Below are 24,271 nucleotides of genomic sequence, written 5' to 3' on the forward strand. Positions count from 1 at the left end.
CGGATGTGGTGCGCGGCGGTCAGTCGCCGCGCACCACATCAAGCTCGGCTTCGATAACGTCGACCGCGCTGGGCAGCACCCTGGCCAGCTCACCTACCGAGACGTCCAGCTGGTGCTCCTGGATCGCCCGCGCGATCAGGGGTGCCGCCCGCTCCGGCGCGTGGTGGTCGAGCAGGAACCCGGCGATCGCGATCAGGTGCTCGGCCCTGCACGCGGCCAGTTCCGCCTCCTGGACCAAGCGGTCGCGCCGGTCGGGGTGCGACTGGGCTCCGGCCAGCAACAACATCGACCGCACCCGGGCATCCGGCGTGGTCATGCCCTGCACGAGGTGCTCGGCACGACGGGGATCACCATGCTCCACCAGCAGTTGGACACACGCGGCCAACGCCTGGTTTTGGTAGATGTAGTCCAGCATTTCCTGGACCAGCGCCTCGGCCCGGTCGAACTCACCCACGGTGGCATAGCCGGTGACGATCTCGGCCCACGCCCTGAAACTGTCGCTGGGGGGTGTGTCCCCGGCGGTCCGCTCCGCCTCGGCCAGCAGCGCCCTGGATCGCCGTTGGTCACCGAGTCTGGCCTGTCCCAATGCGGCCGAGGTCAACGCGTTGACCCGCACCCGGTGCACGGTCAGGGTCCGCGCGACGGTGACGGCCCGCTCGGCCAGCTCAGCCGCCCGCGGGCCCTCGTGCCTGGCCATGCTGTCGCCCATCCGCGCGAGCAGTTCCTCCGCGGACTCGTCCTCCTCGCGGTCCGCGGTGGAGTCGACCTCGTCGATCAGCTCGGCCGCACTTGGTGCCAGGTGCGCGTCCGCGATGTCCAGCAGGCACCAGTACCTGGCCCGCTGGGTGGGGATGGTCCGCGCGATCTCCTCTGCCCGCGGCAGGTCACCGGCCTCGACCAGGCTGTCCACGAGGCTGGTGGCCGCCACATCCCGCCAGTCCGCGGGCACCCTGGCGGCGAACGCCCTGGCCTCGTCGAACTCGCCCGCCTCGAGCAGGGCGGCGGCCAGCTGACACAGCAGGAACCCGCGGCCGACACCGTCATCGCCACCCCTGGCCAGCGGTTCGGCCTTGCGGACGAGAGCGGCGGCCCGCGCGTTGTTCCCGGCCTTGAGGCAGGCATTGGCGGTGGCCAGCAGTGTCTCCGCTTGGCGGAACCGGTCACCACGGGTCCGGATCCGCGTGTACGCCTCGTTTGTCAGCGCGAACGCCTGGTCCACCGTTCCCCGGCGCGCCCGTGCCAGCGCCACGGAGACCAGCGCGGCCGCGTTGATCCCGGAGTCCTCGATGGCGCGGGCGATGTCCTCGGCGCGGTCCAGGTCGTCGAGCCGCACCAGAGCCTTGGTGATTTGTGCCTGCGCGACCGACCTGTCGTAGCTCTCCTCGATGGTGTTGGCGAGGGCGATGGCCTCGGAGATGCAGTCGGCCAGGACCGGGGCGACCCTCGCTAGTGCTTCGGCCCGCGTGGCGGGGTCGGTGATGCCCAGGATCGCCGCTCGGCTCCCCAGCAGGTCGTGCTCGCGGGCGAGCGCGACGGCGATCTCACACAGAGCGCCGTCGCGCTGGTGCGGGTCGGGGATGTCGGCGGCGACCGTGGCGGCCTGCCGGGTGTCTCCGCACCTCGCCAGCACCCCGGCCAGGTTCTTCCGCCGCTCGTCCTGTTCGTCCTCGGGTAGCGACGGCAGCAGCGCACCGGTCTCCTCGGCGAGTCGTCGCCCCCCGTCCAGATCACCGGTGCGGGCGCGGATCTCGGCGAGCTCAATCAGGAGCGTGGCCCGATCCGCCGGGTCGGCGACGGCCCGGACCTCCGGCTCGGCATCGGCAATGATCTCGGCGACCTGCGCTACCTCGCCGCATCGGGAACGCGCCGCCGCGATGTCGACCAGCCGCCAGGGCCGGTCCGCCGCGGACACCCGGTCTTCGATCTCCGCCATCAGGGCAGCCGCCCGGTGCTCATCGCCGATCCTGGTGAATGCCGCCCACACCGACAGCAGGGCGCTGAAGCGACTGGCGCGGGCCAGTGCCGTGGCCTCCTCCAACAGGTTGGCCGCCCGAGCACGATCTCCCCGGGCGAGGAGGACCTCCGCGAGCGAGATCCGCCCGTCGACGCAGTCCGACGAGGTGAGGAACCGCAGCAACGCCTCGGCGCGGTGGACCTGGCCGACCATCGCGCAGGCCGCCGGGAGGTCTACCGGGATGTCGTTGTGCCGGTCGTTGAGGTGGTCGCGGTGGATGGCGAGGCGGGTGATCGCGGTCAGGTCCGGCGGGTCCTGCTCGACCTGGGCCGCCAGCACCGAGACGATCTCCGCCAGCGCCGCGCTGTCGCCGCCCGAGTAGTCGTGCAGGCGTTCCTGCCGCGCCGGATCGGTGGCCAGCGCGGTCAGCCGGGGCAGGTCGCCGGTCGCGGTGAGCATGGTGTGGTAGCCGCGGACCAGGTACTCCGGTGTGCCCGGCGGCCAGCGCTGGTCGCGGTAGGTGTCGGCCCAAGTGTGCAGGCGGTCGCGGTAGGTGGTCAGGCGGGTGGGGCCGAGCATGTCCTGGGCGGTGAGCTGGAGTTCCTCGTGACCCAGCAGGAAGACCTCGGGGGCGGCGCCGGGGTGGTAGTAGGAGTCGCGGCGGGCGAAGCTGCGGCCGGTGACCGTGGTCAGGTGGTGGCCCACCTCCCAGGCCGAGCAGCCGGCGAGCTCGGCCAGGTCGTCGCCGGTGAGGCCGCCGCCGGCGGCGGTGATCAGGCCGAGCAGGTCCTGTTCGAGCTGGGTGCCGCGAAGCAGGCCGTGCAGGTCCCGCTCCATCTCGTGCCGCATGGCCCGGGCGGCGGGGGAGGGGTTCAGGGCGCGGACGACCTCGCAGGCGCGCAGGGGGTGGTGCGGCGGGACGTCGGCGGGGACCGGCGGGTTGGGGCGGCCTGCGACGATCACCCGCATACCGGCTGGGGGGTCGGCGGGCAGCAGCGCGGCGATGCTGTGCGCGTCGGGGCCGGTGGTGACGCCGCGGTCCTCGTCCAGGCCGTCGACCAGCAGGACCAGGTGTTCGCCGCGGTCCCGGCAGAGCTGGGCCGCGGTGTCCAGCAGGCCCAGCAGGTGCGGTTCGCGGGTGGCCTCGGTGAGGAACGGGGGGACGGTTTCGCCGAGCAGCGCGAGGAGTTGTTCGAGCAGGTTGTCGATGAAGGCCGACCGGTTGTTCTGACCGGCCAGGCGGGCGGTGATGAAGAAGGAGACCAGTCGCACCCCGGGCGGCGGGTTGAGCACGAACCAGGACAGCAGCGCGGTCTTGCCGGACCAGGCCCCGGCCTGCCACCAGCGGTAGGCGCCCTCGGTCTCTGGAGAAGTGCAGAAGGCGGCCAGCTCGGCCAGTTCCCGGTCGCGGTCAACGAGTTCCGGGGGTGCGATGCGCTGGACCTGGTGCCGGTAGTTGGTGCGCACCGGGATGCCGGTGAGCAGGTTGACGTCGCCGATGTGCACGCCGGTGTTGGCGAAACCGCCCGCACTGGCCGTGGCCGGGCCGCTGTGGTCGACCTCGACCCGCCGGGGGCGGGGCTGGTCAGTCAAGCCGGATCCCGGTGCTGGCGTCACCACCGTTGGCCTTTGCCTCGCCGGTGTTCCTGGCCTCGGCGGTGGTCCCGGACTTGCCGCGGAAACCGGTGTTCGCACTGCCCCCGCCGCTGGCGGTCGCCTTGCCGGTGCCGGAGACGCGGATCGAGCCACCGGCCTTGGGTGCGCGCAGGGCGGTCCACACCGCGACGCCGACCGCGGCCACCGCACCGAGGGCCGAGGCGGCGGTGGCGATCTTGTTGGCGTCCTCCCAGCGGATGACCGCGAGCCACACCAGCAAACCCGCGACGGCGAGCAAGGTGATGATCAGAACGATCGGACCGCTCTTCATGCTCCTACCCTCGCACGCCCGCTCCCGCGGGGGCGCTGGCCGGCCAGGGGGGATGGGCAGACCAGCGCCCTTTCACGTGGGCCCGCCAAAGGGGGGAGGGACAGGCCCACGAGGGAACAGCGTATCGGGAGTTGGGCCGGACTTCTGCCGGGTTCGAACACCTCGCTCGAACGAGTTTTTCCGGTGGCGATCGCATAGCGTCGTTATGGCAGGGGTTCGCAGCCGATGCTTCGGCTCGGCGCACGCTATCGGTCCAGGCATGCGGGGCGGTCAGCGCCGGGCTGAGTGCGGCGCCTTTCCGCCCAGGCTTTCCCTGAGCACCAGGCCTTCGGCTTCGAGCTCGCGGAGTCGCTGGGGCACCCTGCTGCTGGACGCGGCCGGCGAGGCCGGGCTGCCGGGCGACCCGGAGTTCCGCGCGGCGTTCGCCGGTTACCTGGAGTGGGGCCACCGCCATGCGCCCCATGGTGCCCACGCGCGCCGCCCGGTGGCGGCAAACGGCAGCGGTTACGGTGGGCGGGATCCGCAGCCAAGTGAAGGGACACCGTGCATGACCAAGCCCGAGATCGACTTCCAGGACGGTCCGGCCCCCACCGAACTGGTGGTCAAGGACCTGGTGCTGGGCGAGGGCGCGGAAGCGGTCCCCGGCGGCACCGTGGAGGTGCACTACGTCGGCGTGGAGTACGACACCGGGGAGGAGTTCGACTCCTCGTGGAACCGGGGCCAGACCATCGAGTTCCCGCTGAACAACCTGATCGCTGGCTGGCAGCAGGGCATTCCGGGCATGAAGATCGGCGGCCGCCGCCAGCTCACCGTGCCGCCGGAGCTGGCCTACGGTCCGGCAGGCGCGGGCCACCGGCTTTCCGGCAAGACGCTGGTGTTCGTGATCGATCTGGTCAACGCGCGCTGAGCGCGTTCCGGCAGACCTGAACCGGGTCGCTGACCTGGGCGGCGGTCGCGGCGGCACGAGCCGCGGCCGCCGCGAAGCGCGGTTCGGCCAGGATCTGGCGGATCGCCGCGCGCAGGGCCGTTGGCTCCGGTGGGCGGACTATGAGCGCGCCGCCCTGGCGGGTGGCGCGGTTGGCCAGCTCCCACTGGTCGCCGCCGCCGGGCACGATCACCAGCGGCACCCCGGCGACCAGGGCCTTGGCCAGCACGCCGTGGCCGCCGCCACCCACCACCACGGCCGCCTCGCGCAGCAGCTCGTCCTGCCTGCCCAGACCGGCGCGCGCCCACTCCGGCAGCCCGGCCGGTGGCGGTCCGAAGGTGCACACCACAGCGCGAACTCCCAAGTCCTGCAACGCTTCCAAGGTCGCCTCCGCCACGCCGACGGCTCCGGCGGCCGCGGTCGAGGCGGAGATCAGCACCAGCGGCGCGGTTCCCGGCGGTGGGGTGAGCAGTTCCTGGGTCGGCTCCCACAGCAGGGGGCCGACCACGTGGGCGTTGGCAGGCCAGTCCGGGCGCGGAACTTCTAGCGCGGGCAGGGTCGCGATCAGCCGGGCCGCCGGACCGGGGCCCCGGGCGGGCAGGCCGAGGCTGAGGCGGGCCTTGGCTTGTTGCCGTTCGCCCTGGCGGATTGAGCGGGCGGTGGCCGCGCGCAGCAGGGTGTCACGGAGCCGTCCGGTCAGGCCTTCGCCGACGGCCAGGCCGCTGCCCACGGGGGGCAGGCCACGGGAGGGTTCGTAGAGCGGGTGCGGGGACAGCTTCGCCCAGGGCAGGCCGAGCAGTTCCGCGGCCAGGCCGCCGCCGGGGGTGAGCACGTCGCACACCACCAGGTCCGGGCGGGACTCGGCGATTCGCGGTGCCAGGGCGAGGGCCATCGCGGCGGCGCGTTCGTGCTGCCAGCGGCCCAGGTCCTCGCGGTCGTCCTCGGCGGTCAGGGGCAGGTCGGGCAGCGGGGGAGTGGGGATGCCCGCGTCCCTGGCGGCCTGGACCCAGCGGCCGACGGTGAACAGGGTCGGCTCGTCGCCGGCTTCGGCCAGGCGCAGGCACAGCGCGATGGCCGGGAAGACGTGGCCGGGTTCGCCCCCGGAGACAACAGCCACCCGCACGGCCGCCACGCTACGGGCTGAGCCTGGACTCGGCCATCGCCTGGCCGCGTGGGTAGGCGCGGTCGACCGAGACGCGCAGGGCCCGCCGGTAGCACCGCTGGGCCTCCTCGGCGGTGGGCGCGAGGTCGCCGAGCAGGCACAGGAGGTCCACGGCCTCGGTCCACAGGCCGAGGTCCTCGGCGATGGCCAGGGCCGCCTTGGCGCGGGCCGGGTCGCCCTCGGCCAGGGCCCGGTGCGCGCGCAGCAGGCCCCAGCCGTCGCCGAGCTCTTGGAAACGGGCCTCGGCCGCCTCGGGGTCGTGGTCGAGCAGGGTCGCCGCGGCTGCCCAGGGGTCGTCGGCGGTCAGCTGCGGGTCGCGGTCGCCGAGGAACCAGCGCAGCCGGGCTGCCAGCGCGGGATCCTCGATGCCAGAAGGGAAACCGGCCGGGGCCGCGTGCGGCGCGAAGCCGGTCAGCCAGGCGGTGGCCACCGCCCGTTCCGCCGCGGTGCCACCGGGTGCGGCCAGCGCCGCGCGCAGCGACCGGCGGGCCTCGCTGACGCGGCCGCGCAGGAACCAGTGCCAGGCAAGGGAGTTCGCCAGCCGGAGTGCCAGCGGACCCGCGATCTCCAAGGCGCGCCGCAGGTTCACGGTCTCGGCGTCCAGGACGTCCAGGCAGTGGCGCTGTTCCGGGCCGCGGAGGCGGGGTTCGGCGTGCTCGGCCAGGTCCAGGTAACAGCGGGTGAACCGGGCGCGGGCCGCCGTCAGCTCGCCGCACTCGGCGAGGCGGTCCAGGCAGTAGGCGGCCACCGACTCCAGCAGCCGGAACCGTTCCCCGTCCCGGACCACCAGGGAGCGATCAACCAAGCGGGACAACACTTCCAGCACCGGGATGCCGGTACCGGCGCACATCCGCACCGCGGCGGGCAGCACACATCCGTCGGGGTGCACGGCCAGTTCGCTGAGCACCGTGCGCTCGGGCTCGGTGAGCAGCTCCCAGCTCCAGTCGATCATCGCGCGCAGGGTCTGCTGCCGGGCCGGGCGGCCCCGGCCGTTGCCGACCGGCAGGGCGAACCGGTCGTCCAGCCGCTCGGCCAGCTGGCCGGGGCTGAGCACGCGGAGCCGGGGCGCGAGCAGCTCCAGGGCCAGTGGGATGCCGTCCAGGCGGCGGCAGATGGTGGCCACCGCGGGTTCGGCCGCCGGATCGAGCGGGCAGCCTGCCGCGGCGGCCAGCCGGTGGAACAGCTCGACCGCGTCCGGCACGGCCAGCGGCGGCACCGGGCGCACCAGCTCGCCGGGGATGTCCAGGGGTTCGTGGCTGGTGACCAGCACCCGCACCCCGGCCGCGGTGGCCAGCAGGTCGGCGACCAGGGCGGCGACCGGCTCCACCAGGTGCTCGCAGTTGTCCAGCAGCAGCAACGGTTTCCGCCCGGCCAGGGCCTGGCCCAGCCAGCGCGCGTTGCCGGCCGGGGCGGGTTCGGCGGTGGTGGTCTCGCACAGGCCGAGTGTGGCGATGATCCGTTCGGCCACGTCCTCAGTGGTGGCGCCGGGGCTGAGTCCGGCCAGCTCCACCAGCCAGACCCCGTCCGGGCAGTGCTCGGCCAGGCCGTGCGCGGCGACCGCGGCCAGCCGGGTCTTGCCGACCCCGCCCGGCCCGACCAGCGACACCGCCCGGTGACCGGAGCCCTCGGCCAGCAGCTCGCGCAGCTCGGCGATCGCCTGCTGCCTGCCGACGAGCTCGGTCACCGGCGCGGGCAGGTTGGTCCGGCCCTGCCGGGGCGCGGCGAGTGCGGGCTCCTGTCGCAGGATCGCCTGGTGCAGAGCCATGATCTCCGGGCCGGGGGCCACGCCCAGCTCCTCGTCCAGCCGGCGTCGCAGGTCCTGGAAGCTGTCCAGCGCCTCGGTCTGCCGGCCGGCCCGGTACAGCGCGCGCATCAGGGCCAGCCGCGGCCGTTCCCGCAGCGGATAGCGCGCCACCAGCTCGGCCAGGCCCTCGGGTTGCTCACCCAGGTCCAGCCGCGCCAGGGCCAGGTCTTCCAGGGCGGTCAGCCGCAGCTCGACCAGCCGGGCGATCTCGGCGCGGGCGAACGGCGCGTCGGCCAGCTCGGCGTAGGGCGCGCCCCGCCACAGGTCCAGCGCCCCGGCCAGCAGCTCCGCCCTGGCGCGCGGTTCGGCGGTGGTGTGCGCGCGGCAGAGCAGCTCCTGGAACCGCGTCGCGTCCAGCTGGTCCGCGGCCAGCCGCAGCCGGTACCCGGCGGGCTGGTGCAGCACCTCGTCCCGGCCGAGCACCTGGCGCAGCCGGGAAACCTTGGCCTGCAACGCGTTCACCGGCCTGCCCGGCGGGCACCCGTCCCACAGGTCCTCCAGCAGCCGGTCCACCGGCACCGGGCCGCCGTTGTGCAGCAACAGGTTCGCCAGCAGCGCGCGCACCTTCGCCTCGGGCACCGGCAGCTCGTCGCCGTCGTGCCCCCACACGACCAGCGGGCCGAGGACCCCGTAGCGCATGGGCTCAGCATATCGTCAGCGGCTCGTCAGCGACCGCGTCCACGGTGCCGTCATGACTGTTCTGACCGCCCGGAAGGCAGGTCCGCGGGAGTGGGCCGGGCTCGCGGTGCTGGCGCTGCCCACCGCGCTGCTGGGCCTGGACGTGACCGTGCTGTACCTGACCATGCCGAGCCTGGCCGCCGACCTGAACCCCACCGGCACCCAGGTCCTGTGGATCATGGACGCCTACGGGTTCCTGATCGCCGGGTTCCTCATCGCCATGGGCACCCTTGGCGACCGGATCGGCAGGCGCAGGCTGCTGATGATCGGCGCGGTGGCCTTCGGCCTGGTGTCGGTGGCCGCCGCCTACGCGCCCAGCGCCGAGCTGCTGATCGCGGCCAGGGCGGCCCTGGGCATCGCCGGCGCCACCCTGATGCCCTCCACGCTGGCGCTGGTCAGCACGCTGTTCCCGGACGCGGCCCAGCGGGCGCTGGCGATCGGGCTGTGGGTGACCGCGTTCGCGCTGGGCATGGCCGCCGGGCCGGTGGTGGGCGGCCTGCTGGTGCGCTACCACTGGTGGGGCGCGGCCTTCCTGGTCGCGGTGCCGATCGTGGCGTTGCTGCTGGTCACCGCGCCGCTGCTGCTGCCGGAACACCGCGCCCCGGCCACCGGCCGGTTCGACCTGGTCAGCGTCGCGCTCTCGCTGCTGGCCCTGCTGCCGCTGATCTTCGCGGTCAAGCACGCCGCCAAGTCCGGCCCCGACCTGGCCACCGGGCTGGCGCTGCTGCTCGGCGCGGCCTGCGCGGTGCTGTTCGTCCGCCGCCAGCTCCGGCTGCCCGACCCGCTGGTCGACGTGCGCCTGTTCACCGGCCGCACCTTCAGCGCCGCGCTGGGCATCCTGACCGTCGGCCTGATCGGCGTCGGCGGGGTGATGCTGCTGGTCACCCAGCACCTGCAGCTGGTGGCCGCGCTGCCGCCGCTGACCGCGGGCGCCTGGATGGGCCCACCGGCGCTGATGATGCTGCTGGCGGCCATCGCCACCCCGCTGCTGGCCCGCCGGATCCGCCCCGCCCACGTGGTCGCGGGCACCCTGCTGCTCTCCGCGGTCGGCTACCTGCTGCTGGCCCAGGTCCGCCAGCCGGAGGAGGTCGTGCCGGTGGTGCTCGGCTTCGGCCTGGTCTACCTGGGCCTTGGCGCGATCGCCGCGCTGGGCACCGACCTGGTGGTCGGGGCCGCGCCGCCGGCGAACGCGGGCGCGGCCGCCGCGCTGACCGAGACCGTGCAGGAGCTCGGCCTGGCCCTCGGCGTCGCCCTGCTCGGCACCCTGGCCACCGCCGCCTACCGCGCCCAGCTCACCCCGCACCTTCCGGCCGGCCTCCCGTCCGGCGTCGCCGACCCGCTGCGCGACAGCCTGCCCGGAGCGCACTCGGTGGCCGCCCAGCTGCCGCCGGAGTTGTTGCGGCAGGCCAAGGAAGCCGCCATCACCGGGTTGAACACCGCCGCGCTGACCGCGGGCGCGGGCATCGTGCTGCTGGCCCTGCTCGCGGCCGTGGTGCTGCGGCACATCGGCACCCTCGGCGGCTCCGGCTACGGCACCCCTGAGGAGTCAGCCGCCCGTCGCGGCTGACCGGGCGGCGGCCATCTCCGGCTCGTGCCGCACCGCCCATTCGGCCAAGGCGGACAACGGTTCCAGCAGCGAGCGGCCGAGCGGGGTGAGGCTGTACTCGACGGTGGGCGGCACCGTCGGGTGCACCTCGCGCCGGACCAGGCCGTCGGTCTCCAGGCCGCGCAGGGTGCGGGTGAGCATGCGCTGGCTGATGCCCTCGATGCAGCGCCGCAGCTCGTTGTACCGGTGCGGCCGCCCGCCGAGCAGGATCACCACCAGCACGCTCCACTTGTCGCCGACCCGCCGGAACACGTCCCCGACCGGACAGGCCGCGAGCTCCGCCAGCGGCACCGGCCGGGGCAGCTCGTGCGCGAGCACCGCGGGCACCTGTGCGTTCGTCCCGGACATGCCGCCACCCCCTTCTGTGCCGACCCTACGCCGACGGTGAATTGGCCGGTATTGGGTGGTATCGCGCGGTTTGTGCCGCCATCTGCGAGCAGAGTCTTGCCGCTGTCGACGGGAGGTGGCTACCCTTCCCCCACGGAAGTTAGGCTACCTTCCTTACTAATTAGCTCGCGCCGGGAACTCCTGCTCCCGTCGCGGTCCAAACGATTGTGCGAAGCACCTCCGCCGCCCTCGGAATGCACCATCCCTGCCCGACTAGGAGGACCCTCGATGCGCAACGCGTCCAGGTGGCACATCCGCGCGCTCGCCGCGATCGCCGTGGCCGGTCTAGCGTTGAGTGCCGCGAGCACGTCCGCACAGGCCGGTTCCCCGGTCCCCGGCAGCGCGACCGCGGCCGCGCCCGGCTTGGCCGACCCGGCGAAGAAGGACATCGCCATGAAGATCGTCTCCAGCGCGGAGAACTCCTCGCTGGACTGGCGGGCCCAGTTCAAGTACATCGAGGACATCAAGGACGGCCGCGGCTACACCGCCGGCATCATCGGCTTCTGCTCCGGCACGCACGACATGCTGGAACTGGTGCAGGAGTACACCAGGCGCAAGCCCGGCAACATCCTGGCCAAGTACCTGCCCGCGCTGAAGAAGGTCGACGGCAGCGCCTCGCACGAGGGCCTGGACCCGGACTACCCCAAGGACTGGCGCACCGCGGCCGGTGACAAGGTCTTCCAGAAGGCCCAGGAAGACGAACGCGACCGGGTCTACTTCACCCCCGCGGTCACCCGCGCCCAGCAGGACGGCCTGCGCGCCCTCGGCCAGTTCATCTACTACGACGCGATCGTCATGCACGGCGACGGCGGCGACAAGACCAGCTTCACCAACATCCGCAAGCGCGCGCTGGCCAAGGCAAAGCCCCCGGCCCAGGGCGGCGACGAGACCACCTACCTCAACGCCTACCTGGACGCCAGGGTGTGGGCGATGAAGCAGGAAGCCGCGCACGAGGACACCAGCCGCGTGGACACCGCCCAGCGGGTGTTCGTGAAGAACAAGAACTTCGACCTCAACACCCCGCTGAACTGGAAGGTCTACGGGGACTCCTTCTCCATCAAGTAACCGCGACAAGACCGGGACATCCCCGCCACCCGACGGGGACAAGTCCGGACGACGGTGAAGTCCATGATTCCCCTTGCGGTTCAACGACTTCGCCGACCCATCGGCAGCCTGCTGGCCGCCACCGTGCTCACCGGCGCGGTGGCGGCACCCAGCACGGCGGCCGCCGGACCCCTCGACGTCACCGGCTACGACCTCACCCTGGACTACCAGCCCGGCACCACGACCCTGCGCGGCACCACGGTGCTCAGCGCCAAGGCCGGCAGCGCGCTCGACCGCCTCACCCTCCACCTCGCCGGGCCGAGGGCCACCTCGGTCACCGTCGACTCGGCGCCGGTGAAGTCCTTCTCCCACAACGACAACGACGAGCTCGTCATCGAACCCGCGGCCAGGATCGGCCAGGGCGCGGGCTTCCGGGTGCGCGTCGACTACGCGGGAACCCCCGGCCCCGGCTGGCTGGCCACCACCTCCGGCGGCGCGACCGCGTTCATGGGCAGCGCGCGGGCCTGGCTCCCGGTCCGCGACCGCGCCAGGGACAAGGCGGACTTCCGCCTGGCGATGACCGTGCCTGCGGACTGGGGCGTGGTCTCGGTCGGGCGGGAGCGGCGGGAGGCCGGGTCGACCACCTTCCACTGGGCGGAGCCCGCGGTCGACCCCGACCACGTGACCGTGTCCATCGACCGGTTCAGCACCGAGCGCGGCCACCTGCCCGACGGAACCCCGGTGGTCACCGCCTACGCGCCGGGCCTGCGCGCGACCACCAAACCGCTGGCCGACCGGCTCCCGGAGATCCTCGCCTTCCTGTCCGCGAAGTTCGGCCGCTACCCCTTCGACGCCGCGGGCAACGTCTTCCTCCAGGTCAGCGACGACGCGCCCGCCACGGCCCCGCAGACCCGGCCGGTGTACCTCGGCGCGGGCAACCAGCGGTACATGACCATGGAGACGGTCGTGCACGAGCAGGCGCACCAGTGGTTCGGCATCTCCGCCGCGCCCAGGCTGCCGGCGGACAGCTGCCTGTCCGAGTGCTTCGCCTCCTACGCGCCCTGGCTCTGGCAGCAGGCCAAGGACGGCGCCGACCTGGACGAGCGCTACCGCCGGACCATCGCCGCCAAACGCGCCGACCCCGCCTTCTGGGAGCCGCTCTACCAACCGGGTGTGGCGCCGGGAATCACCATGTACAACAAGGGTCCGCTCGCGCTGCACGCCCTGCGCCACCAGCTCGGCGAACCCGCCTTCGACCGGCTGCTCCAGCGGTGGACGCGGGTGAACCGGGGGAACTACGCCGCCTGGCCGCGGTTCGAGGCCCTGGCGGAGGAGGTGTCCGGTCAAGACCTCGACGGCTTCTTCGCCGCCTGGTTCCGCGGCTCGACGGTGCCGGCCGAGGAGTACCTGTGGCCGGGCCCGCTGAAACCCTGACCCTCGCTACGGCCGCACGCGCACACAGCAGTGCCCGGCCGCCGGAGCCAGCTCGGCCCGCGCCCCGGTCGCGCCCAGCCCGGCCAGCAGGCCGCTGAGCAGGCACAGGTTCATCCCGCAGACCAGCGCGGTGTGCGCGTGCGCGAGCGAGTGGAACGGGCAGTTGCCCAGCGCGATCCCGTCCTCGGACACCCGCGGCTCGAACCCGTGCCGCTCCAGCACCGCCAGCACCGACTCGGCACCGGCCCCAGCCTGCTTGCTGTCCGCCCGCGCCGCCTCACCCAGGCTCCGCCCGAGCTCCTCGGCCCGCCGGTCCAGCGCGGTCCTGGGCGTCTCCCCGGTCCGCTCGGCGTCCTCGACCGCCGCCGCGAGCAGCAGCCCGGCCAGTTCGTACCGCCGCTCCGGCAGGGTCACCTCCACCTGCCGCGCCGACCGCCGGTACAGCTTCGCCGGCCGCCCGGCGCCCGGCCCGCTGCGCCCGGTCCGCCGCTCGAAGACCACGTCCAGCAGCCCCTGCTCGGCCAGCCGGTCCAGGTGGAAGGCCGCGGTCGTGCGCGGCAGGTCGCAGGCGCCCGCGACCTCGTCCTTGGTCACCGCCTCGCCCTGACGCGCGACGTGGTCGTACACCCGGCGCCGGGTCGGTTCCTCCAACGCCGCCACCGCGGCCACCCGCGCGTCCAGAGAGTCAGCCATCCCCCCAGTCTAAAACCAATCGGCGTTGACGGAACCTCGAGGCTCCTTCTAAAGTCAGCCAAAGTCGATTTTAGAGGAGGGCGCCATGGCTTCTCCGCACCGTCGCCTGCGCGTCATTCACGGCCGGGACGACATCGACCTGCCCGCCGCCGAGAAGGCCGTGGCCGACCTGCTCACCGCCCTGGGCAAGGACCCTGGCACCGAACACCTGGCCGACACCCCGCGCCGCGTCGCCCAGTCCTACGCCGAGCTCCTCACCCCGCGCGAGTTCAACCTGACCACCTTCCCCAACGACGAGGGCTACGACGAACTGGTGCTGGCCAAGGAGATCCCGGTCCAGTCCCTGTGCGAACACCACCTGCTGCCCTTCCACGGCCGCGCCCACGTCGGCTACCTGCCCGGCGAACGCATCCTGGGCCTGTCCAAACTGGCCCGGGTCGTCGAGCTCTTCGCCCGCGACCTCCAGGTCCAGGAACGCCTCACCAAACAGATCGCCAACTGGCTCCAGGAACACCTGTCTCCCAAGGGAGTCGGCGTGGTCATCGAGGCCGAACACCTGTGCATGGCCCTGCGCGGCGTGCGTGCGGCGGGCTCGCGCACGGTGACCTCGGCCCTGCACGGGGTGCTGCGCGAGAACCCGGCCTCCCGCCAGGAGTTCTTCGCCCTCAGCGGGCTGCGCACCTGAACCGGGGTTCCGCGGGCGACCGCGCCCCTGCCGGGGAGCGCCGGTGGATTCTTCGCCCATTAGGGCATCCGGCTGCCGTCGCGGTAACGCCTCGGGTGTAGTTCCCGACAGGTTCACCACACAGCGAACCGGCTTGATCCTCCCTGGGGGATCGTGCACTAAGGACCGCCGCCATGGACCTGAAACCTGAGCTCGTGCCGCAATGCCTGGTCCGTGACGCCGCTCTCCGGGACACCCGGCTGACCGGTCTGTCCAAGCAACCGGCGGACACCCGGTCCGAGGCCCGTCGAGACCGGGACCGCATCCTGTACTCGGTGGCTTGGCGCAGGCTCGGCGGGGTGACCCAGGTGATCACCCCGTTCGAGGACATCGCGTTGATGCACAACCGCCTGACCCATTCGCAGAAGGTGGCGCAGGTCGCGAAGAGCATCGCCCAGCGGTTGCTGGCCGAGGAGTCCGCCTGGGGCCTCATCCACGAGCTCGGCGGCATCGACGCCGACGTGGTGGAGACGGCCGCGCTGGCGCACGACCTCGGCCACCCGCCGTTCGGCCACGTCGGCGAGATCACCCTGGACAAGATCGCGCGCCGGAACGAGACCTCCCCGCCGGACGGCTTCCCCGGCCTGCAGTTGGCCGACGGTTTCGAGGGCAACGCGCAGACCTTCCGGGTCGTCCTGCTGAACGAGACGCGGAACCCGCTGTACGACGGACTGGACCTCACCTGCGCCTCGCTCACCGCGATCGCCAAGTATCCGTGGCTGCGCGCGCCCACGCTCCGCGAGGACCACGACAGCCACCTGGCGAACAACCCCGAGTACCGGCGCACGTGGCGCAAGTTCAGCGTGTACCGCTCCGAGCAGGAAGCCTTCCAAGCAGCCCGGCGGTTCCTCGTCGAATCCGGTCGCGGCAGCGACTTCCCCGCGAAGACCCAGTCACTCGAAGCATCGATCATGGACGCCGCGGACGACATCACCTACGCCATCCACGACCTGGAGGACTTCTATCTGGCCGGCATGCTCGACGTGCGGGCGGTCAAGGAGGGGTTGAGCAGCGGCGGCGACGCGAGCGGTCTGCTCAGGGAGTTGCGGGGCCGACTCGAACTCGACTATCAGGGCTACTACGACAAGGCGCTTTTCCAAGCCGCGGCCAAGACCGTGCGCAAGGACCTGTTCAACTCCTTCTCCACCAATTACACCGGAGTGCTGGAGGACGTCGGTAAGGCCCGTGCCGCTGGCTCGAAGTTGATCGGCAGGTACATCAACAGCGTGACGATCGAGCCGGATCTCATCTGGCCGCACGGACCCTTCGTTGCCTTGCGGAGGCCGGAATGGCACGAGGTGCAGGTGCTGAAGGAGGTGACCCGCCGATTCGTCATCACCCGGCCGGACATCGCCCTCCTGCAACGCGGGCAGCAGAAGATCCTGCGGAGCCTGGTGCGCTACCTCTACGAGTGGAAGCAGTCCACCAGCGACTTCAAACGCCTGCCCCGCAGACTCCGCCAGGAGATCGAGACGGCCCGGCGGCAGCAGGACGGCGGCTGCGCCGACGGTTACCGCAGCGGGAACGGCACGCAACGGGCCTACGCGCCGCGCGGCGAGGAGAACCGCTGCATCCTCGACTACATCTGCACGCTCACCGACGGCCAAGCCTGTGCCCTGTACTACAAGCTTTCCGGCGCCAAGCCGTCAACCTCCGCGATGGACTTCTTCTCGTGACGACATACGCCGGCGACTGTGCCGCGACCGCATGGGAACGGGGAGCCCGACAACGCCGGGCTCCCCGCTGTCGTGACCGGCCTCAGGAGCCGGGAACCGCCTGGGCCTTCGGGTTGCGTTCGAAGACCGACCAGAACGAGGACGAGCAGTAGGCGCAGTTCGGGCCGAAGTACAGCCCGCGGGCCTGTTCGTCGCCCATCAGGTGGAAGCGGAACCACGCGGTGATCGGGCCGTGCAGGTCGGCGATGCCGTAGTGGTCGGCGCCGCGCTGTTCGGCGTAGATGGCGGGCGCCTGGGTGGCCTGGTTGTAGGTCCGGCGGACCGTGGCCGGCTGGACGGTGGGGTCGTTCTGGCCCGCGAAGAACACCGCGGGGCCGCGCACTCGGCCCGCGTTGCTGAAGGCCAGGGGGTAGATCGGCGCGATGGTGTCCACGCGGGGGTCGGTTCCGGCGTCGACCGCGGCGCCGCCGCCGAAGGAGTGGCCGGTGGCGCCGACCCTGTCCAGGTCGACCTTGCCCTGGAGGGCGCTGCCCGCGCGGCCGTTCTCGGTGGTCAGGTGGTCGAGGCCCTGGAGCATGGGGCCGCCGGTGCCCGCGTTGCCCTCGGCCGCGGCGACGATGAAGCCGTGCGAGGCCAGGTGGTTCAGCAGCGGGGCGTACCGGTCGAGCTTGGAGACCGCGCCGTTGTTCCACAGCAGGACGGGGTGCTTGAAGCAGCCCAGGGTGCCCAGGTTGACCGGCCGGAACACGGTGGTGCCGCGTCCGTTGGAGGCCGAGGTCACCGCGAACGGGCCTGCCGCGGCCCACTGGCCGTTGACCGAGGTGCAGGGTGAGACCGGCGGGGTGCCGGTGGTCGTGGTCGGGGTGCTGGAGCCGGTCGGGGTGGTGGTGGGGGTGGCCTCGTGCTCGGTGATGAGGGTCTTGATCTGGTTGAACACCCCGGCGTCACTGGGGAAGGCGAGGTGGCCGATGCAGGTGGGGGTCTGGCGGTTGGCGGCTCCGGCGAGCTCGGCCGAGGTGCTCGGGTTGACGTTCACGTCGCAGGTCGAGCGCAGCGTCGTGTACCGCACGGCGGGTGAGCCCGGCACCTCGGTGCCGGAGTTGAGCGCGGCCAGCCAGGGGGAGCCGATGGCGAACTGGCGGCACGAGGGGTAGAGGTTCTGGCACCAGGGTGCGGCGGTGGTGGTCCCGTGGTGCGGGCCGGCCATGGAGAAGTACATCGACACCTTCTCCTGCGCGCCGGAGACGTGCTTCAGGTAGGACCGGGCGGCCAGGGTGGAGGCCGACCACGTCACCAGAACGACTTTGCGCGCGCCGGACTGGGCGAGCACGCTGTCGACCTTCTGTCCGATCTCCACACCCGCCTTGGTCAGGTCGCCGGTCATGTTGGAGCTGTCGGTCCAGGTGTGCACCCGGTCCGACCGCCAGCCGGCGCTGACGAAGTTGCGTTTCATCGGTTCCATGGCCGAGGCCTGGGCCGTCATGCCGGGAATGAGAATGACCGGATCATGCTCCACCGCGGACAGCGGCGCCGGTTCCGCGCTGGCCTGGGCGGAAATTCCGGTTATCGCCAATACCGCGGCCGCCAGTAAAGCCAGCACGGCGAGAAGTGCCGCGGCAGGGGCGCGCAGACCAGCGAAGGCTTGGTTTTGTGGCATCGCAGAGCCTCCAGGAAACAGGGGGAAATGCAGGGGTGAAAACAGGTGTCCTAGGTCACGCTGTTTCCTTGACGCTACGAAAATGTGAACTCGGGCACCATGTGTGGCGCCACATTCCTTCGGGACCCGCTATGTGCCGGATCCCAGGTTGCGCTGGATACCGGCGACGAGACGGCGGGCCACGTCCTCGCCGCGGCCGGGCGGCCAGCTGAGCAGGCCCTCGCCGGAGGCCATGCCGCGGTGGCCGTCGCCGAGCAGCTCGTCCAGGCCGGGAAAGGGTCCCGCGGCGGTGGACAGGCTGGGGGCGAGGCTGGTCAGGATGGACCGGGTGAGGTCGAGGCCGATGTAGTCGGCGTTCTCCATGGGCCCGACCGAGGCCAGCCGCAACCCGAAGCTGGAACGCACCACGGTGTCGATGGTGGCGGCGTCGCAGACGTTGTCCCGCACCAGGTTCAGCGCCTCCCGGAGCAGGGCGAACTGGAGCCGGTTGCCGATGAAGCCGGGCACGTCGCGGTGCAGGCGGACCGTGGTCTTGCCCAGCGCGCCGAGCAGCTCCTCGGCCTGGGACACCAGCTCCGGCTCGGTCGCCGCGCTGGGCGCGAGCTCCACCAGCGGGATGAGGTGCGGCGGGTTCCACCAGTGCACGCCGACCAGCCGGCCGGGATGCCGCATCACGGACCCGACCTCGGTGAGGGACAGGACCGAGGTGTTCGACCACACCGGGACCTCGGGGGAGACCGCCGCTTCCACCGCCGCGATCACCTCGTGCTTGACCGCCAGCCGTTCCGGCACCGCCTCGATGACGAACTCGGCCTGGCCCAAGGCTTCCGCCAGCCGCGGCGTGGCGGTGATCAGGCTGCGCGCCCGCTGACTCGCCTCCTCGGACTCGCCGCACAACCGCAAGGCGGTGCCGATGCGGACGGGCAGGCTGTCCAGGGTCGCCGGGTCGGAATCGTGGACGTGCACCTGGTGGCCGCCTCTGGCGAGCGCGACCGCGATGCCGTGTCCCATGAGCCCGGCACCGATGATGCCGAATCGCGCCATGACTTCTCCTCTGCTTCTGGTGAACTACGGGTCGCGCAGCGCGTGCAGGCGCAGCGCGAGCTGGATCTCCAGCAGCCGGTCCGGGGACTGCCAGTCCTGACCAAGCAGGCTGCCGATCCGGTCCAGGCGCTGGCCGACCGTGTTGGCGTGGATGTGCAGCAGGTCCTTGGTGCGCGGCACGTGGCAGCCGCTGGCGAAGTAGGCCGTGAGGGTGCGGATGAGCTCGGTGCCGCGGTCGCGGTCGTAGTCCAGGACCGGCCCCAGCGCCTGCCGGATGAAACCGGTGTGGTCGGCCCGGTCGGCCAGCACTAGGCCGATGAACCCCACCTCGGCCATCGAGGCGCCCGAACCCTCGCGGCCCAGGCGGAGCAGCGCGCGCAGGCACCGCTCGGCCTCCCGGTAGGCCGCGGCCAGACCCGAGGGACCCCGCGCGGGGCCGCCGGCCGCGACCGTGACCGGGCAGCCGGCCTGCGCGCCGAGCGCGGCGGCGAGCTGGGCGGCCAGCGCGCCCGGCGCGTCGGTGCGCGCCAGCAGCACGACCTGCTCGGCGTGGATCCCGCACAACACGGCGAACCCGGCGGCGGCCGCGGCCAGCCGCCGCCGGGACACGCCGTCGGCGTGCACGACCAGCACCGCGTGCTCGGTGGTCAGGTCCACGCCGAGGCGCTTGCCGCGGTCGAGGAGCGTGCCGGGTTTGCGCTCGGGCGCGGTGAGCAGGTCGGTGAGCAGCTCGCCGCGGACCTCGTCCTCGGCCTTGGCCACCGACCGGCGCAGCAGCTGCAACAGCGCGGTGACCACCGCGGCGCGCTCGAACAGGCGCCGGTCGGCGTCGGTGAGCGCGGCCCCGGTGCGCAGCACGATGCTGCCCAGCAGCTCCGGCCCGGCCTGCACCGCGCACACCCAGCCGTCCTCGGTGGCGGTGGCCCGGCCGGAGTGGTAGGAGGCGGTGACCGTCCGCGGGTCCGGGGCCGCGGTGGGCAGCCCGGCGTGCGCGAGCTCCGTGCCGCCCGCGGTGTAGACGCCGATGCCGCCGCGCAGCACGTCGGCCACGGCGGCGGCCACCGCGGCGAGGTCACCGCCGCGCAGCACCAGGTCCATCAGCCGGTCGTGCGCCTGCTCGGCGCGCTCGACGTCCTGGCTGTGCGCGCTGACCTCGGCCAGCAGCCGCGCGTTGTCCAGCGCGACCGCCGCGTGGTCGGCCAGCGAGGACAGCAGCGCGATCTCCTCCGGGGTGAACTCCCTGGCGGCGCGGTCGGCCGCGTACAGCACGCCGATGACGGTCTCGCCCACCGCCAGCGGCACCGCCAGCAGCGCGGTCAGCCCCTCGTCGCGCACCGCCTCGTCCACCGGCCCGGAGTGCCGGAAGTGCTCGTCGGAGAGGTAGTCGGGGGTGGCGTAGGGCAGCGCCGTCTGCGCCACCAGCCCGCCCAGCCCCACGCCCATCTTCATCCGCACCTCGGGGAACAGCGTGGACACCGAGCCGTCGGTCACCCGCATGTAGGTGATGCCGGCCTCGGCGTCGTTGAGCGTGAGGTAGGACAGGTCGACGCCGAGCAGCCTGCGCGCCCGCCGCACGATGGAGCGCAGCACCTCATCCGGATCGCGCAGCCGCGCCAGGTCGCCCGCGGTGTCCACCAGCGCCGACAGCTCGGCCTCCCGCCGCCGGTGGCCGTGCACCGTGGCGTTGATCCGCAGCGCCAGGTCCACGGCGGCCGCGGACCGGGGCTCGGCCACCGCGAAGCGCGCCAACTCGGCGCTGTCCGCCCCGCCCGCGAGCAGCTCCAGCAACCGGAAAGCGAAGTCCTCCACCCAGCCCGCCTCCTCACTCCCTGGCGCGGACCGTCCGCCGCTCGATCCGCTTGTCCACATCCCGGCCCACGTGCACGACCCGCTGCACGAACACCCCGGGCAGGTGGACCTCGTCGGGGTCCAGCTCACCGGGCTCGACCAGGTCCTCCACCTCGGCGATGGTGACGCGGCCGGCCATCGCGCACAGCGGGTTGAAGTTGCGGGCCGACCGGGAGAACACCAGGTTCCCGTGCCGGTCCCCGGCCGCGGCGTGCACCAGGGCGTAGTCGCAGGTGATGGCGTGTTCGAGCACGAACCGCTCGCGCCGCCCGCCAACGGCGAAGGCCCGGACCTCCTTGGGCGGTGAGGCGACCAGCACCGCGCCGTCCGGGCCGTAGCGCAGCGGAACGCCCCCCTCAGCGACCTGCGTGCCCAGGCCCGTCGCTGTGTAGAAGGCGGGAATGCCCGCGCCGCCGGCGCGCAACCGCTCCGCGAGGGTGCCCTGCGGCACCAGCTCGACCTCCAGCTCCCCGGCGCTGAACTGCCGCGCGAACTCCTTGTTCTCCCCGACATAAGAGCTGGTCATGCGCGCGATGCGGTGGTCGGCGAGCAGCACGCCCAGCCCGAAGTCGGCCACCCCGCAGTTGTTCGACACCACCCGCAGCTCGCCGACGCCGGCGGCGTGCAGAGCCGTGATCAGCTCCACCGGGATGCCGCACAGCCCAAAACCGCCCACCGCCAGGCTCGCGCCGGCCGGGATGTCGGCCACGGCGGCGGCCGCGGAGTCGAGGAGCTTGTCCATGCTGTCCCCTTCGCCCAAGGTCATGTGGACGACAACACTGCTGACCGGGCGACCACCGCGGCAATGTCCGGCGAACACATGCCTGAGCAGGCCATTATGTGTCGGCGCACATTGGTTCGCGAGGGGAGCGCACCTAGCGTTCCCCGGCATGAGCACTGCCGCCGCCTCGCCAGCGCGAGCACAGACCCGGATCGGCCGCGTGCTGGCCGCCAGCCTCGTCGGCACCGCCGTGGAGTGGTACGACTTCTTCCTCTACGGCTCCGCCGCCGCGCTGGTGTTCAACAAGCTGTTCTTCCCGGAGAGCGACCCCTTGGTCGGCACCATGCTGGCCTTCCTCACCTACGCCCTCGGTTTCGTCGCCCGGCCACTGGGCGGGCTCGTCTTCGGCCACTACGGCGACCGCCTGGGCCGCAAGAAGCTGCTGATGGTCAGCCTGGTCATGATGGGCGTGGCCACCGCGGCGATCGGCCTGCTGCCCACCTACGCCAGCATCGGCATCTGGGCCGCCGTCCTGCTCACCGCGCTGCGGCTGGTCCAGGGCTTCGCCATCGGCGGCGAGTGGGGCGGGGCGGTGCTGCTGGTCAGCGAGCACGGCTCGGCCCGGCACCGCGGGTTCTGGGCCAGCTGGCCCCAGGCCGGTGTCCCGGTGGGCAACCTGCTGGCCACCGGCGTGCTCGCGGTCCTGGCCGCGACCATGGACGACGCGGCATTCGAGAGCTGGGGCTGGCGGATCCCGTTCCTGCTGTCCGCGGTGCTGATCATCCTCGGCTACTGGATCCGCTCCTCCATCGAGGACGCGCCCGTGTTCACCGAGGCCCGCGCGAAGGCCGAGGCCCAAGGCGGGCCGAAGCGGGCGCCCGCGCTGGAGGCGTTGCGGCGCTACCCCAAGGAGATCGGCATCTGCATCTCGGCGCGGCTGGTGGAGAACATCTCCTACTACGTGCTCACCGCGTTCGTGCTCACCTACGTCACCACCCACCTCAAGCTCGACAAGAGCCTGGTGCTCAACGCGTTGCTGGTGGCCAACGTGGTGCACCTGGTCGCCATCCCGGCCTTCGGCGCGCTGTCGGACCGCCTCGGCCGCAAACCGGTCTACCTGGCGGGCACGATCGGCATGGGCCTGTGGGCGCTGGTGTTCTTCCAGTTGCTGGACACCCGCAACGCCTGGCTGATCACCCTGGCCATCGCGGGCGGGCTGATCGCGCACGCGGCGATGTACGGGCCGCAGGCGGCGTTCTTCGCCGAACAGTTCGACACCAGCGTCCGCTACTCCGGCACCTCCATCGGCTACCAGGTCACCTCCATCATCGCCGGCTCCCTGGCCCCGCTGATCGCCACCGCCCTGCTCACCAGCTTCGGCGGCCCCGCTCCGGTGGCCCTCTACGTCGTCATCGCCGCGATCATCTCCACCGCGGGCGTGCTGATGGCCACCGAAACCCGTTCCCGCGACCTGGCGGAGGTGCCCGCCCGATGAGTCTCACCCGCGCGCAGATGGCCGCCCGCGCCGCCCGCGAGCTGCCCGAGCACGGCTACGTCAACCTCGGCATCGGCCTGCCCACCCTCATCGCCGACCACCTGCCTCCCGGCAAACACGTTGTGCTGCAGTCGGAGAACGGCATCCTCGGCGTCGGCCCGTACCCCGTCGACGGCGCCGAGGACCCGGACCTGATCAACGCGGGCAAGGAGACCGTCACCGTCCAGGCCGGCGCGTCCTACTTCGACTCCGCGCTGTCCTTCGCGATGATCCGCGGCGGCCACATCGACGTCGCCGTGCTCGGCGCCATGCAGGTCTCGGCCACCGGTGACCTGGCGAACTGGATGATCCCCGGCGCCATGGTCAAGGGCATGGGCGGCGCCATGGACCTGGTGCACGGCGCGAAGAAGGTCATCGTGCTGATGGAGCACACCGCCAAGGACGGCGCCGCGAAGCTGGTGCGCACCTGCACCCTGCCCACCACCGGCCGCCGCGTCGTGCACCGGGTGATCACCGACCTCGCGGTCATCGACATCACCCCCGACGGCCCGACCCTGCGCGAGCTCGCCCCCGGCATCAGCGTCCCCGACGTCCAGGCCGCCACCGAAGCCGACCTGCACGTGCCCGCCTACCTGGGCGCCATGCGGTGACCGGCACAAGATTCTCCTGGGACCAGGAGCAACGGACCGCCGCCCGCTACGCCGCCCGCCACCTCCCACACCCCCACCACCACGCCGACCCAGCCGAGTTCGGCGTGGTCTGGGCCAACATGGCCCGCGGCTTCCACCTCGGCGAGCTCCGTGAACTGCCCCGGCTGGCGGAGGCCTTTCACGAGTGGCTCAACGAGTTCCGGCCGGCCCGGCCGCGGTGCACAACGCGGATCCGCCTGACCGACCGCTCAGCTCGCGGGTGACCCGCGGTGGACCGAGACGGCGTAGTCGCCGCCGGTGAACGGCTTCCGGTCCCAGGTGGCGTAGCGCTCGAGGAGGGTGAGCCCCGCGGCCGCGCAGTGGGCGTCGTAGTCCTCGGCGGTGTAGCCGCGGTCGAGGGAGAAACCCGCGATGAGCACGCCGCCGGTCGCGACGTGGTCGGCCACACCCGAGACGAGGGCCTGCTGGGTGCCCTCCGGGGTGAACAGGGGGACGTTGCCCGCCATGACGACGACATCGAAGCGGCGGTCGAGGGCCAGGTTCGTGAGATCGCGGCGGTGCCAGGTGACCTGTGGCGCGCGTTTCCTGGCCACCTCGAGCATGGAGGCGTCCACATCGACCCCGACGACCTCGATGGCGTGCCGGGCCAGCTCGATGGCGACCCGGCCGGTGCCACAACCCGCGTCGAGGACCGAGCCCGGCCGGTAGTCACGGACGAAGTCGGCCTCGCCGTGCACATCGGCGCCAGTGCCGGCCAGGCGGTCGAAGCGGCGCTGGTAGTCCTCGCCATCCCAGGTCATGAGGACCACCTTGGCACAGGACCGGGGTGGGTCAGGGACAAA

At 72.4% G+C, this 24,271-nt stretch carries 20 protein-coding genes; 9 read left to right on the forward strand and 11 right to left on the reverse strand.

The window, feature by feature from the left end; genetic code table 11:
- Positions 1 to 19 precede the first annotated feature (19 nt).
- Both N8J89_RS12570 and N8J89_RS12575 read right to left on the reverse strand, forming a co-directional pair.
- Entirely contained in the window at positions 20 to 3,547 is a 3,528-nt protein-coding gene (locus tag N8J89_RS12570) for a hypothetical protein (RefSeq protein WP_283664512.1), read from the reverse strand.
- On the reverse strand, positions 3,540 to 3,881 hold the full coding sequence (locus N8J89_RS12575) for a hypothetical protein (protein WP_283664513.1): 342 nt from the start codon (positions 3,879 to 3,881) through the stop codon (positions 3,540 to 3,542). The genes N8J89_RS12570 and N8J89_RS12575 overlap by 8 nt, the downstream gene beginning before the upstream one ends.
- Positions 3,882 to 4,428: 547 nt before the next feature.
- On the opposite strand from N8J89_RS12575, the gene N8J89_RS12580 reads away from it, so the two are divergent.
- Positions 4,429 to 4,788, forward strand: a complete 360-nt coding sequence (locus N8J89_RS12580) for an FKBP-type peptidyl-prolyl cis-trans isomerase (RefSeq protein WP_283664514.1) — start codon at positions 4,429 to 4,431, stop codon at positions 4,786 to 4,788.
- Here the strand turns inward: N8J89_RS12580 and N8J89_RS12585 are convergent.
- Positions 4,775 to 5,929, reverse strand: a complete 1,155-nt coding sequence (locus tag N8J89_RS12585) for a glycosyltransferase (protein ID WP_283664515.1) — start codon at positions 5,927 to 5,929, stop codon at positions 4,775 to 4,777. The two genes, N8J89_RS12580 and N8J89_RS12585, sit on opposite strands and share 14 nt — an antisense overlap.
- Positions 5,930 to 5,939: 10 nt before the next feature.
- Complete coding sequence (locus N8J89_RS12590) at positions 5,940 to 8,411, reverse strand: ATP-binding protein (RefSeq protein WP_283664516.1); 2,472 nt, start codon at positions 8,409 to 8,411, stop codon at positions 5,940 to 5,942.
- 52 nt (positions 8,412 to 8,463) lie between these two features.
- Between N8J89_RS12590 and N8J89_RS12595 the strand changes: the two genes are divergently transcribed.
- Positions 8,464 to 10,017: an MFS transporter gene (locus N8J89_RS12595; RefSeq protein ID WP_283664517.1), complete on the forward strand. Its 1,554-nt coding sequence runs from the start codon at positions 8,464 to 8,466 to the stop codon at positions 10,015 to 10,017.
- Here the strand turns inward: N8J89_RS12595 and N8J89_RS12600 are convergent.
- Positions 9,997 to 10,404, reverse strand: coding sequence for a winged helix-turn-helix transcriptional regulator (locus tag N8J89_RS12600; RefSeq protein WP_283664518.1), 408 nt, complete (start codon positions 10,402 to 10,404; stop codon positions 9,997 to 9,999). The two genes, N8J89_RS12595 and N8J89_RS12600, sit on opposite strands and share 21 nt — an antisense overlap.
- A 267-nt stretch (positions 10,405 to 10,671) precedes the next feature.
- On the opposite strand from N8J89_RS12600, the gene N8J89_RS12605 reads away from it, so the two are divergent.
- Positions 10,672 to 11,508, forward strand: a complete 837-nt coding sequence (locus N8J89_RS12605) for a chitosanase (protein WP_283664519.1) — start codon at positions 10,672 to 10,674, stop codon at positions 11,506 to 11,508.
- A gap of 63 nt (positions 11,509 to 11,571) precedes the next feature.
- Complete coding sequence (locus N8J89_RS12610; protein WP_283664520.1) at positions 11,572 to 12,921, forward strand: M1 family metallopeptidase; 1,350 nt, start codon at positions 11,572 to 11,574, stop codon at positions 12,919 to 12,921.
- Between the two features lie 6 nt (positions 12,922 to 12,927).
- Here the strand turns inward: N8J89_RS12610 and N8J89_RS12615 are convergent, their stop codons facing one another.
- Positions 12,928 to 13,614, reverse strand: coding sequence for a helix-turn-helix transcriptional regulator (locus N8J89_RS12615; RefSeq protein WP_283664521.1), 687 nt, complete (start codon positions 13,612 to 13,614; stop codon positions 12,928 to 12,930).
- A gap of 85 nt (positions 13,615 to 13,699) precedes the next feature.
- Here N8J89_RS12615 and folE point away from each other — a divergent pair, with 85 nt between their 5' ends.
- Both folE and N8J89_RS12625 read left to right on the forward strand, forming a co-directional pair.
- Entirely contained in the window at positions 13,700 to 14,299 is a 600-nt protein-coding gene (gene folE / locus N8J89_RS12620; protein ID WP_283664522.1) for a GTP cyclohydrolase I FolE, read from the forward strand.
- A 173-nt stretch (positions 14,300 to 14,472) separates the two neighbouring features.
- On the forward strand, positions 14,473 to 16,014 hold the full coding sequence (locus tag N8J89_RS12625; RefSeq protein ID WP_283664523.1) for a deoxyguanosinetriphosphate triphosphohydrolase family protein: 1,542 nt from the start codon (positions 14,473 to 14,475) through the stop codon (positions 16,012 to 16,014).
- Positions 16,015 to 16,096: 82 nt separating this feature from the next.
- Here N8J89_RS12625 and N8J89_RS12630 read toward each other — a convergent pair whose 3' ends face one another.
- The 4 genes from N8J89_RS12630 to N8J89_RS12645 form a co-directional block, all read right to left on the reverse strand.
- The gene (locus tag N8J89_RS12630; RefSeq protein WP_283664524.1) at positions 16,097 to 17,671 is read right to left on the reverse strand and encodes a poly(ethylene terephthalate) hydrolase family protein; all 1,575 of its coding nucleotides are present in this window, start codon (positions 17,669 to 17,671) and stop codon (positions 16,097 to 16,099) included.
- Between the two features lie 129 nt (positions 17,672 to 17,800).
- On the reverse strand, positions 17,801 to 18,715 hold the full coding sequence (locus N8J89_RS12635; protein ID WP_283664525.1) for a 3-hydroxyacyl-CoA dehydrogenase family protein: 915 nt from the start codon (positions 18,713 to 18,715) through the stop codon (positions 17,801 to 17,803).
- A 24-nt stretch (positions 18,716 to 18,739) separates the two neighbouring features.
- The gene (locus N8J89_RS12640; RefSeq protein ID WP_502868443.1) at positions 18,740 to 20,584 is read right to left on the reverse strand and encodes a helix-turn-helix domain-containing protein; all 1,845 of its coding nucleotides are present in this window, start codon (positions 20,582 to 20,584) and stop codon (positions 18,740 to 18,742) included.
- Entirely contained in the window at positions 20,538 to 21,305 is a 768-nt protein-coding gene (locus N8J89_RS12645; RefSeq protein ID WP_283664527.1) for a CoA transferase subunit A, read from the reverse strand. Before N8J89_RS12645 ends, N8J89_RS12640 begins: the two co-directional genes overlap by 47 nt.
- Before the next feature lie 148 nt (positions 21,306 to 21,453).
- On the opposite strand from N8J89_RS12645, the gene N8J89_RS12650 reads away from it, so the two are divergent.
- Genes N8J89_RS12650 through N8J89_RS12660 form a run of 3 tightly spaced genes read left to right on the forward strand, consistent with a single transcriptional unit; the run spans position 21,454 to position 23,692 of the window.
- Complete coding sequence (locus tag N8J89_RS12650; protein ID WP_283664528.1) at positions 21,454 to 22,779, forward strand: MFS transporter; 1,326 nt, start codon at positions 21,454 to 21,456, stop codon at positions 22,777 to 22,779.
- A complete protein-coding gene (locus N8J89_RS12655) occupies positions 22,776 to 23,429 on the forward strand; it encodes a 3-oxoacid CoA-transferase subunit B (RefSeq protein ID WP_283664529.1) in 654 nt (217 codons plus the stop codon). The genes N8J89_RS12650 and N8J89_RS12655 overlap by 4 nt, the downstream gene beginning before the upstream one ends.
- Positions 23,426 to 23,692 (forward strand): hypothetical protein, encoded by a 267-nt coding sequence (locus N8J89_RS12660; RefSeq protein ID WP_283664530.1) that lies wholly within the window; start codon positions 23,426 to 23,428, stop codon positions 23,690 to 23,692. Before N8J89_RS12655 ends, N8J89_RS12660 begins: the two co-directional genes overlap by 4 nt.
- Here N8J89_RS12660 and N8J89_RS12665 read toward each other — a convergent pair.
- Complete coding sequence (locus tag N8J89_RS12665; RefSeq protein WP_283664531.1) at positions 23,678 to 24,229, reverse strand: class I SAM-dependent DNA methyltransferase; 552 nt, start codon at positions 24,227 to 24,229, stop codon at positions 23,678 to 23,680. The genes N8J89_RS12660 and N8J89_RS12665 overlap by 15 nt on opposite strands.
- Between the last annotated feature and the right edge of the window lie 42 nt (positions 24,230 to 24,271).

The sequence above is a fragment of the Crossiella sp. CA-258035 genome (assembly GCF_030064675.1).
Taxonomy (GTDB): Bacteria; Actinomycetota; Actinomycetes; order Mycobacteriales; family Pseudonocardiaceae; genus Crossiella.